Here is a 12,895-nt window from a genome sequence, read left to right on the forward strand (position 1 = left end):
GCTCCGCCGCGACCCCACCGCACCCCGGTTCCGCGTAACGGAACGCCGCAATCGCCTGTCCACGCAGCGAAGGCTGCGAGGCTACCGCCAGACGACTCCCGGAGGTGTCCCATGGCGAACGACGATCACGGTTTCTCGACCGAACAGGTGCACGGCGGCTTCGTACCCGACGCAGGGCACGGCGCACGGATCCCGGCCATCCACATGTCCTCCGGCTTCCTCTTCGACGACTTCGACCAGGCGCGCGACCGCTTCGCCGGCACCGAGGACGGCTACACCTACACCCGCCTCGGCAACCCGACGAACGCCGACGTCGAGCGCCGCGTCGCCCTGCTCGAGCGGGGCGTCGAGGCGATCCTGGTCGGCAGTGGCCAGGCGGCCGCCACCATCGCGTTCCTCGGGCTCCTGCAGGCGGGCGACCACGTCGTCGCCGCCCGCAGCATCTACGAGGGCACCAAGGGGCTGCTCGTGCAGAACCTCGGCCGCCTCGGCATCGAGGTCGACTTCGTCGCCGACCAGCGCGACCTCGACGAGTGGGCGCGGCTCGTCCGCCCGAACACGAAGGCGTTCTTCGCCGAGACGATCCCGAACCCGAAGAACGACGTCCTCGACATCACCGGCGTCGCCGACACCGCGCACCGTGCCGGGGTCCCCTTGATCGTGGACAACACCCTGGCGACGCCGTACCTGGTCCGCCCGGTCGAGCACGGTGCCGACATCGTCATCCACTCGGCATCGAAGTTCCTGTCCGGCCACGGCGCGGGCCTCGGCGGCGTGGTCGTCGACGGCGGCACGTTCGACTGGTCCGCCTCCCCCGAGCGCTGGCAGCACCTCACCAGCCCGGAGCGGTCGCTCGGCGGCGACAGCTACGTCGAGCGCTACGGCGACCGGGCGTTCGTCGTCTTCGCGCGTGACGTCGTCGCCTCGCGCATCGGCCCCACCCCGTCGCCGTTCAACGCGTTCCTGATCCGCCAGGGCATCGAGACGCTGAGCCTGCGCGTGGAACGCCACAGCGCGAACGCGCTGGCGGTGGCGCAGTGGTTGGAAGCACAGCCGGAGGTGACGAGCGTCGACCACGCGGGTCTGGCCTCCAGTCCGTTCCACGACCTCGCCCAGCGCTACCTGCCGCGCGGTGCCGGCTCCGTCTTCGCGTTCACGCTGGCGGGCGGCGAAGCCGCCGCGCACACCTTCATCGACAGCGTCCAGCTGTTCAGCCGGATGACCCACCTGGGCGACGTCCGCTCGCTGATCCTGCACCCCGCGACGACGACGCACGCCGGCAAGACCGCCGCGGAGCGCGCCGACCAGGGCATCGACGACGGCCTGATCCGACTGTCGGTCGGCATCGAGGACGTCGCGGACCTGCTCCGCGACCTGGAACGCGGGTTCGCCGCGTTGCGTTCCGCAGACGGCAGAGTCGGTCTGGAGGCCCGTGGCGCGTCCGACGCGGAGCGCGCGTCCCTGGAACACTCGGTCCCGGGCACGCACGTGATCTCGGAGGAGCTCTAGACGATGGCACGACCGCAACACTTCGGGTACTTCTTCTCACGCGGGTTCGGCCCGCAGGCGTGGGGGCGCTCGGACTGGGACTGGGGCCACGACTGGACCAAGCCCGACCTGTACCAGCAGTCCGTCCGCACGCTCGAGCAGGCCGGCATGGACCTGGTGATCGCGGAGGACGCCATCTCGCTCGGCAACCCGTCGACGCTCGACCTGCGCATCCGCCAGGCGTACGGCGGCCCGAAGCACGACCCGTTGCTGCTCGCGCCGTACCTGTTCGCGGCGACCTCGCACATCGGCATCGCGCCGACCGTCAACGCCGGGTTCACGCCGCCGTACCTGGCTGCACGACAGTTCGCCACACTGGCGCACCTGTCCTCCGAGCGGCTCGGCATCAACGTCGTGACCGACGTCGGCAGTGCCCGGCACGCCGGTCTGCCACCGCTGCCGCACGACCAAGCGTACGACCGGGCCGAGGAGTGGATCACGCTGCTCCGCCGGCTCTGGGGGTCGTGGGGGTCGTCCGGGTACGTCGGGGACCCCTCCGACTGGCACTTCGCTGACGGGGAAGCGCTCGATGCCTTCCACCACGAGGGCGCGTACTTCACCGCCGACGGCCCGCTCAACGCGCTGCCGCTCGACTCGGACCCGGTGGTCGTCTCCCCCGGTGGCTCCGGTCGGGGCCTCGCGTTCGCCGGCACCCACTCGGACGTGCAACTCGCGCTCGCGCCCCTGTCGGCCGCCGCGGTGGCGGACTACCGCGGTCGCGTGATCGCCGCAGCGCAGGCCGCCGGACGCACGGCCGCCGACCTGCGCATCCTGTTCGTCCTCAAGCCCGAGATCGTCTCGTCGTCCGACGAGGCCGACCGGATCGTCGAGGCGTCCCGGCACCCGTCCGACGACGACCTGCGGACCGCGGCGATCGCGTGGTCGAGCGACTCCGAGACGGACCTGCTCGCGCTCGACCTCGATGCTCCAGTGCCGGACGGGACCTTCGGCGACCACGTCTCCGCCGGCACGATCCGCGGGCTGCTCGGCGACACCCCGGACGCCCCGCTGCGCGCGCTCCTGGAGCGCAAGGCCCGCAAGGGGCGCGTGTCCTCGCGCGAGGGCTTCGTCGGCACCGCCGACGAGTTCGCGGACTTCATCGAGGAGCTCGGGTCGGACGCGGACAACGACGGCATCATCTTCTCGGGCGACCTGCACCCGGCGCAGATCCACCGGATGTTCGGCGACCTGGTGCCGGTGCTCCGGCGCCGTGGGCTCCTGCGGCGGGAGTACGGCGCCGGGGGCATCCGGGCGAACCTGTTCGACTTCTAGTGGTGGACCGGCTCGACTAGTGGTGGACCGGCTCGACCACGCCTGATTCCTCGACGTCACGGACGTCGTCGGCCGTGCGGAGGATCTCCGCACGGTCCGAGGCGGAGTTGATCGCCCAGTAGTAGATCACCAGCGAGAACACCGCGACGACGACGATGTCGATCCACAGCGGGAACACCGGGTGCGTCAGCGGACCGAAGTCGCTGAGGAACACGATGAGCCCCATGCCGATCAGGTACGGCAGCAGCCACTGCGCCGCCTTCCAGTCCCAGCGCGGCCGGACGCTCGAGGCACCGCGGAACACGTTGTTCAGGATGATCACCACGGCACCGATGAGGATCGCGACGCCGAGCTTCCAGTCGGTGTCCCACCCGGTCCACAGGATGATGAGGTTCGCGACGATGAACGCGATCGGTGACAGCACCGCTGCGGCGGGCATCCGGTAGGGGCGCTCGATCTCCGGGATCCGCTTCCGGAACGCACCGAGCGCCAACGGGGCACCGGCGTACATCAGGACCGACGCGCTCGTGATGAGGCTCACCAGCCCCTGCCACGAGGGGAACGGTGCGAAGCACGCGCAACCGACGACGAACGCCGCGACGAGCCCGACCCACGGCACGCCCTGCTTCGTCGTCCACTCGAACGCCTTCGGGAAGTACCCGTTGCGACTGAGTCCGTAGGAGATGCGGCTCGTCGCCGTCACGTAGATCAGCCCGGTCCCCGCGGGCGAGATGATCGCGTCGATGAAGATGACCACCGCCAGCCACGTGATGCCCGCGGCCATCGCGATGTCGGCGAACGGCCCCGTGTACTTCGTGAAGTCGGCGGTGGCCCAGGACCCCTGGATCGCATCCGACCGGAGCACCCCGAGGAACACGACCTGCAGCAGCAGGTAGATCACCAGCCCGATGAGCACCGAGCCGATGACGGCACGCGGGATGTCCCGCCGCGGGTTCTTCGCTTCACCCGCGAGCTGGTCGGCCTGCTCGAAGCCCAGGAAGGCGAAGATGATGCCGGAGGTGGACACCGCCGCCAGGACCCCCTTGGCACCCTCGGGCATGAAGCCGTCAGCCGCCGTGAAGTTCGAGCCGTGGAACCCGCTGAACGCCAGCACGACGATGACCAGCAGCGGGATGGCGACCTTCCACCACGTCGCCGCCGAGTTCGTGTTCGCGAGGATCCGGACGCTGAGCAGGTTGATCACGGTGACCACCGCCATGAGGACGACGGCGACCGCGATGCCGGCGCCGGTGAGCAGCTGCTGCGTCTCCCCGTCCACCGTCGTCGTGTGCAGCCACGGGTGCGCGAACTGCCAGTGCTGCGCGTACTTGATCATCGCCTCGACCTCGATCGGGGCGACGGTCACGGACTGCAACCAGGAGAACCAGCCGAACGACGCGCCGGCGATGCCGCCGAACGCGATGTGCGGGAACCGTGCCGTCCCGCCCGCGATCGGGAACATGCCGCCGAGTTCGGCGTGCACGAGGGCGAGGACGAGGATCGCCACACCGCCGATGAGCCACGAGATGATCGCGGCCGGGCCGGCGGTCTTCAGGGCCTCCTGCGACCCGAAGAGCCAACCGGAGCCGATGATCGACCCCGTCGAGGCCCAGATGAGCCCGATGAAGCCCACGTTCCGCTTGAGGCCGGAGTCCGGCAACGCCGGCGTCGTCGTTGTAGCCACTGCTGCTCCCGTCGAGTGAGCGGGCCCCACGAACGGGGGTCGCGCTCATCGACTCTGGCACCGGGACAGCGGGTTGGCCGGATTCTTTAACATGCCGGAAACAATTGTGCTGTATAAGTACTCAGGCTGCTACTTCTTGGACTTCTTCTTCTTGCCGTCGGCCTTCTTGTCCGACTTCTTCTTGTCGGACTTCTTCTTGCCGTCGTCCTTCTTCTTGGACGGCTTCTTGGCGTCCTTCTTCTGCTTCTTGCCGTCGTCCTGCTTCTTGGACGGCTTCTCGTCCGACTTCTTCGGCTTCGCTCCCCCCGAGGGCAGCGGGAGGACCGGGGTCAGCTCCGGCGACTCGACCCCGTCGATCGGCTCGACGACCACGGCGGAACCCGTGTCCAGCGCGACGTCGACCGCGTGTTCCTCGAGCACGGGCGCGAGCGCGTCCGTCACCCGCTCCACGGTGAGCACCGCGTCATCCTCGGCGAGCCGCAACAGCGCCTGCGCGGTCCGCACCCGGGTCGTGGTCTTGCGTGCCAGGACGTCGGCGCGCGCACCCTCGAGGAACGTGCGGAGCGTGCGCTCGACGACCGACCGTCCACGCGGTGCAGCGCGGTCCAGGCGGTCCAGCTCACCGGCGACCCCGGCCACGTCATCGGCGACGTGCTCGTGCCGCACCGACTCGATCAGCGCCGCGATCGCTGCTGCACCCCGTTCGACAGCAGCCGAACGCTGGTCGAGCACGACGAGCATCTCGACGACCGAGCCGTAGGTGACGGTCTCGAGGCGGACGGGTTCGGCACCCCGGCCGCGGACGACCAGGCGGGCGTCGGGCGTGGGCAGCCAGGCGGCGAGGGCAGCGACGGTCGCGACGGACCCCACGATCCGCTCGTAGTCGGCGAGCACCACTCGCTCCTGCTCGCGCAGACGGACTCGGATCGCGATCTCCTGCACCACGTGGGGGCCTTCCGTTCGGGGTCGGCGCGGGCGTTTCCCTGCGCCTCCTCCGGAGCGTAGTCCCCGGACGTGGCGAGACAGCGAACGCCCCGGCATCGTCCAGGGACGGTGACGGGGCGTTCGTGCAACACGTGGTGACAGCGGCTCGACGACCGGCGAATGGTGGAGATGGGGGGAATCGAACCCCCGTCCATCGCTGCAATTCGACGTCTTCTACGGGCGTATCCGGATAGTTCGTTCTGCTCGGCCCCGTCCTTTGCTACCGGCTTCTAGGACGACGGGCCCAGTCTCAGTGCAAGTCCCGCACGGCCCTGAGGCGCAACCGTGCAGCAAGTCCTCTGGATGACGCCGGGATCAGGTTAGGGGACGGTCACCTGGCCGACGGACTTCATGTGCTGGGCTGCTTACGCAGCGAGAGCGAAGTCAGTGCGCTTGGAATTGGCACTTGTTGTTTTCCACGGATCGTTCACGAGATAACCGTGGGTCCTCGGCCCGCTTCCCGTCGGCACACAGGCAATGTCGAAACCGATCATCCCCATGCGGGCCGGACGTGCGAGCCGCTGTCACGCTGTTGAGTTGTGTTGCGACTGCTCCGATCGGAGCAGTCCCTCAGTCTAGCTGACCGAGGTACGAGGCCGCTACTCGCCGACGCGGTTCTTCGTGCGCATGGCCCGCTCGGCCTCACGCTTGTCGGTCTTCTCCCGCATGGCCTGACGCTTGTCGAACTCGCGCTTGCCCTTGGCGACCGCGATCTCGATCTTGGCCCGACCGTCGTGGAAGTAGATCTGCAGCGGCACGAGGGTGTAGCCGCCCTGGGCCGTCTTGTGCGAGATCTTCACGATCTGCTGCTTGTGGAGGAGCAGCTTGCGCTTGCGCCGAGGTGCGTGGTTGTTCCACGTGCCCTCGGTGTACTCGGGGATGTGCACCGCATCGATCCAGGCTTCGCCCCGGTCGATGTAGGCGTACCCGTCGACCAAAGAGGCACGTCCCATGCGCAGGGACTTCACCTCGGTGCCGGACAGGACCATGCCGGCCTCGTACGTGTCCTCGATGAGGTAGTCGTGTCGGGCGCGACGGTTCGTCGCGACGATCTTCTCACCGCGTTCCTTCGCCATGACGACTCCTCTCGTTCCGGGCACTGCGCTGCGCAGCCCTACAGACTACCCAACAGCAGGCGCCTCACGCACCTTCCCGGCGCGGCGGATCAGACCTTGAGGTAGCGGCGGATGGCGATCGACGCCGACACCGCGGCGAGCAACACCCCGATGACGATCACCGACGGCACCACGATGGCCGCGTCCCCCATGCCGATGAACGCCGTGCCGGTGAAGCGCTCGGCCAGGAAGTTCCGGACGAAGAACCACACCACCGCGGTGATGGCGCCACCCGCCAGGACGGCTCCGATGGCGGCGGCGATCACCCCCTCGAGCACGAACGGCGTCTGGATGAACCGGTTCGACGCACCGACCAGCCGCATGATGCCGAGTTCTCGCCTGCGACTGAAGGCGGACAACCGGATCGTGGTCGCGATGAGGAGCACGGCGGCGACGAGCATCAGCGCCGCGATGCCGATCGCCGTGTACGACGACGCGTTGAGCAGGTTGAAGATCGGTTGCAGGTAGCCGCGTTGGTCGACGACGCTCTGCACACCGGCGACCTTCGACAGGCTCTCGACGAGGACGTCGGCCTGCGACGGGTTCTTCAGGTTCACCCAGAACGTCTCGTTCAGGTACTCGGGCTTGACGAACTCGGTCGCCGCGGAGTCCTTGAACTGCTCCTTGAAGCGGGTGAACGCCTGGTCCTGGTCCTCGTAGTACGTCTTCTCGATGTACGGCTTGAGGGTGGACGACTCGAGCTGGGCCTGGACCTGCTTCCGCTGGTCCTCGGTGGCCTTGGCACCCGTGCAGTTGCCGGTGGTGTCGGTGTCGGTGCACAGGTAGACGGCGACCTGCGCCCGGTCGTACCAGTACCCCTTCATCTGGTTGATCTGCATCTGGAGCAGGATCGCGGTCCCGACGAAGGTGAGCGAGATGAAGGTCACGAGGACGACGGAGACGACCATCGACGCGTTGCGCCGCAGGCCCGAGCCGACCTCGGACATGACGAGCCCGAGCCTCATCGGATGAGCCCCGGGATGGTCTGGATGCCGGTGGTGTTCGACACGGTGCCGCGCTGGATCGGGACCGCCTGGGTCTGGTAGCCGCCGGACTGCTCGTCACGGAGGACCGTGCCGTTCGACAGCTCGATGACCCGACGCTGCATCTGGTTCACGATGCTGGCGTCGTGGGTCGCCATGAGCACGGTGGTGCCTCCCTGGTTGATGCGTTCGAGGAGCGCCATGATGCCGGCGGACGTGGTGGGGTCCAGGTTGCCGGTGGGCTCGTCGGCCAGCAGGATCGCCGGCTTGTTGACGACGGCGCGGGCGATCGCCACGCGCTGCTGCTCACCACCGGAGAGCTCGTGCGGCATGCGGGTCGCCTTGCCCGCGAGTCCGACGAGCTTCAGCACGTCGGTGACGGCCTCGCTGATGAAGCCCTTGCTCTTGCCGATCACCTGCAGTGAGAACGCGACGTTGTCGAAGACGTTCTTGTTGGGCAGGAGTCGGAAGTCCTGGAACACGACGCCGAGGTTGCGCCGGAAGTACGGGACCTTCCGCGACGCCAGGGACCCGAGGCGCTGCCCGAGCACGTGGATCTGGCCGCGGGAGGGCTTCTCCTCCTTGAGCACGAGGCGCAGGAAGCTGGACTTGCCGGAACCCGAGGCGCCCACGAGGAACACGAACTCGCCCTTGAGGATCTCGAGGGTGAGGTTGTCGAGCGCCGGACTCGGGTTGCCCGAGTAGACCTTGGTGACCTGGTCGAATTTGATCATGACCGGATCAGGGTAGGTCGCCCCGCTTGGAAAGCAAGCGAGGCGCGCGGCTCACGAACCCCTACGCGTCGACGGATTGCTTGCGCCAGCGGATGCCGGCGTTGATGAAGCCGTCCAGGTCGCCGTCGAACACGGCTGAGGGGTTGTTCACCTCGTGCTCGCTCCGCAGGTCCTTGACCATCTGGTACGGCGCCAGCACGTAGGACCGGATCTGGTCGCCCCAGCTCGCCGTGATGTTGCCGGCGAGCTCCTTCTTCTTCGCGTTCTCCTCTTCCTTCTTCAGGAGGAGCAGGCGCGACTGCAGCACGCGCATGGCGGCCGCACGGTTCTGGATCTGCGACTTCTCGTTCTGCATGGAGACGACGGTGCCGGTCGGGATGTGCGTCAGGCGCACCGCGGAGTCGGTCGTGTTGACGGACTGCCCGCCGGGGCCCGACGAACGGAAGACGTCGACGCGGATGTCGTTCTCGGGGATGTCGATGACCATCGTCTCCGGCATGAGCGGGATGACCTCGACCGCGGCGAACGAGGTCTGCCGCTTGCCCGCTGCGCCGAACGGCGACATGCGGACGAGTCGGTGGGTGCCGGCCTCGATCGACAGGGTGCCGAATGCGTGGGGGGCGTCGACCTCGAACGTGGCGGACTTGATGCCCGCTTCTTCGGCGTAGGACGTCTCCATCACGGTGGTCTTGAAGCCGTGCTGTTCGGCGTACCGCAGGTACATGCGCATGAGCATCTCGGCGAAGTCCGCGGCGTCGACGCCGCCGGCCCCGGCGCGGATGGTGATCACGGCGGGGCGGTCGTCGTACTCGCCGTCGAGGAGCGTCTGCACCTCGAGGTCGCCCATGGTCTTCTGGATCGCCTTGAGCTCGGCGACGGCTTCGTCGGCCGAGTCCTGGTCGTCGCCCTCGTTCGCCATCTCGACGAGCACCTCGAGGTCGTCGATGCGACGCTCGGTGTCGGTGATCTTCTTGAGCTCCGACTGCCGGTGCGAGAGCGCGCTCGTCACCTGCTGCGCGTGCTCGACGTCGTCCCAGAGGTCCTGGGCGCCCGCCTGCTCGCTGAGGTCGGCGATCTCACGCTGCAGGCGGTCGACGTCGACCACCGAGCGGATGTTGCCGAAGGTCTCTCGGAGGGCGGAGAGCTGCTCGGTGAAGTCCAGTTCGACCATGGTCACCGATCCTACCGGCGCGGCAGGCCGGTCGGCGTCGCACCCGCGCCGGCGGGCGCGCTACCGCCCCAGCAACGGCTCCCGCGACGCCATGCCCGCAGCCCCGGCCCGCGCCACCGCGTCGGGCAACGCCGCCAGGAAGGCGTCGACGTCCGCATCGGTCGAGGTGTGTCCGAGCGTGATCCGGAGCGCACCGCGGGCGTCCTGCTCCGACAGGCCCATCGCGAGCAGCACGTGCGACGCCTCGGGCACGCCGGCCTGGCACGCCGACCCGGTCGACACCGCGACCCCGGCCGCGTCGAGCAGGAACAGCAGCGAGTCGCCCTCGCAGCCCGGGAACGTGAAGTGCGCGTTGCCGGGCAGCCGGTCGTCGGGGTCGCCCATCAGCACGGCGGACGGCACGGCCGCACGGACTCCGGCGACGAGCCGGTCGCGCAGGGCGACGAGCGACGGGTGCGGCATCGGCTCGGCGGCGACCATCGTGGCCGCGACGCCGAACGATGCTGCAGCGGGGGCGTCCTGGGTGCCGCTCCGCACCTGCCGCTGCTGCCCGCCGCCGTGGATGAGGGGCTCGACGGTGGCCTTCCGCCCGAGCACCAGCGCACCGATGCCGACCGGTCCGCCGACCTTGTGCGCGGAGACGCTCAGGGCGTCGAGGCCGGACGCGGCGAACGACACCGGCACCTGGCCGTAGGCGGCGACGGCATCGCTGTGCACGGGCACGCCGGCGGCGTGCGCCAGCTCCACGATCCGTGACACGGGCTGGATGGTGCCCACCTCGTTGTTCGCCCAGAGGAACGTGACCAGGGCGACGTCGTCGGCGGAGGCGAGTCGTGCCTCCAGTCCGACGAGGTCGACGCGACCCTGCGCGTCCAACGGGACCACGTCGATGACGGCGCCCTCGTGCGTCTCCAACCAGGTCAGGGTGTCGACGGTGGCGTGGTGCTCGCCACCCGGGACGACGATGCGGGGGCGGGCACGGTCGCGTTGACGAGCCCAGAACAGGCCCTTCACGGCGAGGTTGATGCTCTCGGTGCCGCCGGAGGTGAACACGACCTCGACGGTGTCGGCGTCGAGCGACCGGGCGACGGCGGCGCGGCCGTCCTCGAGCAGCATCTTGGCGCGCTGCCCGGCGCTGTGGATCGAGGACGGGTTGCCGACGGTTCCGAGCGCGTCGGTGAACGCGGCGAGCGCCTCCGGCAGGATCGGCGTCGTCGCGGCGTGGTCGAGGTAGACCGGCATCTGCACCCCCTGGAACGAGCGGTGTCCAGGATACGCGTCGGTCCTCGTACCCTTGTCGGGTGCACGAGACAGCGATCGACCACACCCCGGGGTTCGACCTCGGGGCCGACGTCCCGCGGTTCTCCCTGCGGTCCGCCACCGCCACGGCCGTCGTCGTGGTCGTCGAGCGAGCGGACGGGCAGCCGGTCCGGTACCCGCTCGAGCGGCTGCCGGCGACCGACCTGTGGACGGCCGAGACCCCCGGCGCCGCCCCGGGTGACCGCTACCACCTGCTCGTCGACGGGCCCGTCGGACCGCGGAACGAGTTCGACCCGACACGCCCCCTGCTCGACCCGTACGCCCGCGGCATCGCACCGACAGGGCCCGGGACGCCCCGCTGGACGAGCGTCGTCGTGGACGACGCCTTCGACTGGGGCGGCGTCGTCAAGCCCACGGTCCCGCTCGACCGCGCCGTGGTCTACGAGGCGAACGTCCGCACCCTGACCGCCGCGAACCCGCACCTGCCGGAGCACCTGCGCGGCACGTACGCCGGGGTGGCGCACGAGAGCACCATCGCGCACCTGCACCGGATCGGTGTCACGACACTCGAGCTCCTGCCGGTGCACGCGTTCGACACCGAGAACTGGTTGCGGGACGCCGGCCGCGAGAACGCCTGGGGCTACAACACCCTCGGGTTCTTCGCGCCGCACGCCGCGCACGCTTCCGCACCCGCACGGGCCGAGGGCGCGTCCGCGGTCCTGCGCGAGTTCAAGGGCATGGTCCGGCTGCTGCACGAAGCGGGCATCCAGGTGGTGCTCGACGTCGTCTACAACCACACGGCGGAAGAGGGCCTCGGCGGACCCACCACCAGCCTGCGCGGCATCGACGGTGCGGAGCGGTACCGGTGGACCCAGGCCGCGCCGCCGTTCCGGGACACCTACTACGACACCACCGGCTGCGGGAACACCCTGGACACCTCGGTGGAGTCCACGGCGGACCTGATCGTCGACAGCCTGGTGTACTGGGCGCGCGAGGTGCAGGTCGACGGCTTCCGCTTCGACCTGATGGCCGCGCTCGCCCGCGACGCCCACCACGTCTTCGATCCGCAGCACCCCCTGCTCGAGCGGATCCGGAACCACCCCGACCTGCAGGACACCCTGGTCATCGCCGAACCGTGGGACGTCGGACCCGACGGTTGGAAGACCGGCTCGTTCGGCGCGGCCGGCGACCGCACCAGTGAGTGGAACGACGGCTTCCGCAACACGGTCCGCCAGTTCTGGCTGACGGACATCGCCGAGGAACGCCGCAACGGCATGCCCCGCACCGGCATCGGCGCCCTCGCCGGCGCCCTGACCGGCTCGCGCCACGTCTTCGGCGTCGACCGCGGTCCGCTCGCGAGCGTCAACTTCGTCACCGCCCACGACGGCTTCACGCTGCTCGACCTGGTGTCGTACGACGGCAAGCACAACGCGGCGAACGGCGAGGAGAACCGCGACGGTTCGAACGACAACCGCTCGTTCAACCACGGCATCGAGGGCGACACCGCCGACCGCGGCGTCCGGGCAGCGCGCGGCCGGTCGATGCGGAACCTCGCGGCGACGCTGCTGCTCTCCGCCGGCGTGCCGATGCTCACCGCGGGCGACGAGCGGAGCCGCACGCAGCACGGCAACAACAACGCGTACGTCGTGTCCGACGACCTCACCCCGGTGGACTGGTCCGATGACGAGGACGCCGAGTCGATGACCGAGGCCGTCGCCGCGCTCGCCCGGTTCCGGCAGGCGCATCCCGCACTCCGGCCGACGCGCTTCGGCGTCGAGGGGCAGGAGACCCCGGGTGCCTCGAGGATGTCCTGGTACGGGCCGGACGGGCACCCGATGACCATCGAGGGCTGGGACCAGCCGGTGCACCGCGTCCTGCAGTACTTCGCCGAGTCCACGCCCGAGCACGAGCCGTACGACCGCGTGCTGGTCGTGGTGCACGGCAGCGGGCGCACTCGTGACCTGACGCTGCCGGTGCGCGAGGACGTGCTCGGCTACCGCCTCGCGTGGTCGAGCGAGAAGCACCGTGACCACGAGCGGCTCCGCCCCGCCGGTCAGGTGTTCACCGCCTACGGCCCCGGCATCCACCTGTTCGAGCCGGCGTAGCGCGCGATCCGGCCCGCGCCCGGCACGTGACCAGTGGGC

General features: G+C 69.5%; 10 protein-coding genes and 1 other RNA gene. 3 read left to right on the plus strand and 8 right to left on the minus strand.

Annotated features, from left to right (window positions below; translation table 11 throughout):
- Positions 1–111: 111 nt before the first annotated feature.
- Positions 112–1,509 (plus strand): PLP-dependent transferase, encoded by a 1,398-nt coding sequence (locus tag HQQ88_RS04300; RefSeq protein WP_173168706.1) that lies wholly within the window; start codon positions 112–114, stop codon positions 1,507–1,509.
- 3 nt (positions 1,510–1,512) lie between these two features.
- The gene (locus tag HQQ88_RS04305) at positions 1,513–2,820 is read left to right on the plus strand and encodes an LLM class flavin-dependent oxidoreductase (RefSeq protein ID WP_173168707.1); all 1,308 of its coding nucleotides are present in this window, start codon (positions 1,513–1,515) and stop codon (positions 2,818–2,820) included.
- 16 nt (positions 2,821–2,836) lie between these two features.
- Here the strand turns inward: HQQ88_RS04305 and HQQ88_RS04310 are convergent, their stop codons facing one another.
- The 8 genes from HQQ88_RS04310 to HQQ88_RS04345 all read right to left on the minus strand — a co-directional run bounded on the left by HQQ88_RS04310 (position 2,837) and on the right by HQQ88_RS04345 (position 10,733).
- Positions 2,837–4,504, minus strand: a complete 1,668-nt coding sequence (locus HQQ88_RS04310) for an APC family permease (RefSeq protein WP_216833964.1) — start codon at positions 4,502–4,504, stop codon at positions 2,837–2,839.
- Positions 4,505–4,633: 129 nt separating this feature from the next.
- Positions 4,634–5,449: a hypothetical protein gene (locus HQQ88_RS04315; protein WP_123294781.1), complete on the minus strand. Its 816-nt coding sequence runs from the start codon at positions 5,447–5,449 to the stop codon at positions 4,634–4,636.
- 160 nt (positions 5,450–5,609) lie between these two features.
- Positions 5,610–5,986, minus strand: a transfer-messenger RNA (tmRNA) gene (gene ssrA / locus HQQ88_RS04320).
- Positions 5,987–6,087: 101 nt separating this feature from the next.
- A complete protein-coding gene (smpB, locus tag HQQ88_RS04325; protein WP_123294782.1) occupies positions 6,088–6,564 on the minus strand; it encodes an SsrA-binding protein SmpB in 477 nt (158 codons plus the stop codon).
- An 89-nt stretch (positions 6,565–6,653) separates the two neighbouring features.
- Complete coding sequence (gene ftsX / locus HQQ88_RS04330) at positions 6,654–7,568, minus strand: permease-like cell division protein FtsX (protein ID WP_111086440.1); 915 nt, start codon at positions 7,566–7,568, stop codon at positions 6,654–6,656.
- Positions 7,565–8,320 (minus strand): cell division ATP-binding protein FtsE, encoded by a 756-nt coding sequence (ftsE, locus tag HQQ88_RS04335; RefSeq protein WP_111086441.1) that lies wholly within the window; start codon positions 8,318–8,320, stop codon positions 7,565–7,567. The genes ftsX and ftsE overlap by 4 nt, the downstream gene beginning before the upstream one ends.
- A gap of 61 nt (positions 8,321–8,381) precedes the next feature.
- On the minus strand, positions 8,382–9,491 hold the full coding sequence (gene prfB / locus HQQ88_RS04340; RefSeq protein ID WP_111086442.1) for a peptide chain release factor 2: 1,110 nt from the start codon (positions 9,489–9,491) through the stop codon (positions 8,382–8,384).
- A 60-nt stretch (positions 9,492–9,551) separates the two neighbouring features.
- A complete protein-coding gene (locus tag HQQ88_RS04345) occupies positions 9,552–10,733 on the minus strand; it encodes a cysteine desulfurase family protein (RefSeq protein WP_123294837.1) in 1,182 nt (393 codons plus the stop codon).
- Between the two features lie 59 nt (positions 10,734–10,792).
- Here HQQ88_RS04345 and HQQ88_RS04350 point away from each other — a divergent pair, with 59 nt between their 5' ends.
- Positions 10,793–12,856 carry an alpha-amylase family glycosyl hydrolase gene (locus HQQ88_RS04350; RefSeq protein ID WP_173168708.1) on the plus strand — a complete coding sequence of 688 codons (2,064 nt, stop codon included), beginning with the start codon at positions 10,793–10,795 and terminating at the stop codon, positions 12,854–12,856.
- The last annotated feature ends 39 nt before the right edge of the window (positions 12,857–12,895 follow it).

Origin of the sequence: Curtobacterium sp. VKM Ac-2861 (assembly GCF_013204965.1) — a bacterium.
In the GTDB taxonomy this organism is placed as follows: Bacteria; Actinomycetota; Actinomycetes; order Actinomycetales; family Microbacteriaceae; genus Curtobacterium.

Coding starts and splice junctions, on each gene's coding strand:
- smpB (WP_123294782.1), bottom strand. CDS start 6,564: ATGGCGAAGGAACGCGGTGAGAAGATCGTCGCGACGAACCGTCGCGCC.
- prfB (WP_111086442.1), bottom strand. CDS start 9,491: ATGGTCGAACTGGACTTCACCGAGCAGCTCTCCGCCCTCCGAGAGACC.
- HQQ88_RS04305 (WP_173168707.1), top strand. CDS start 1,513: ATGGCACGACCGCAACACTTCGGGTACTTCTTCTCACGCGGGTTCGGC.
- ftsE (WP_111086441.1), bottom strand. CDS start 8,320: ATGATCAAATTCGACCAGGTCACCAAGGTCTACTCGGGCAACCCGAGT.
- HQQ88_RS04300 (WP_173168706.1), top strand. CDS start 112: ATGGCGAACGACGATCACGGTTTCTCGACCGAACAGGTGCACGGCGGC.
- ftsX (WP_111086440.1), bottom strand. CDS start 7,568: ATGAGGCTCGGGCTCGTCATGTCCGAGGTCGGCTCGGGCCTGCGGCGC.
- HQQ88_RS04345 (WP_123294837.1), bottom strand. CDS start 10,733: ATGCCGGTCTACCTCGACCACGCCGCGACGACGCCGATCCTGCCGGAG.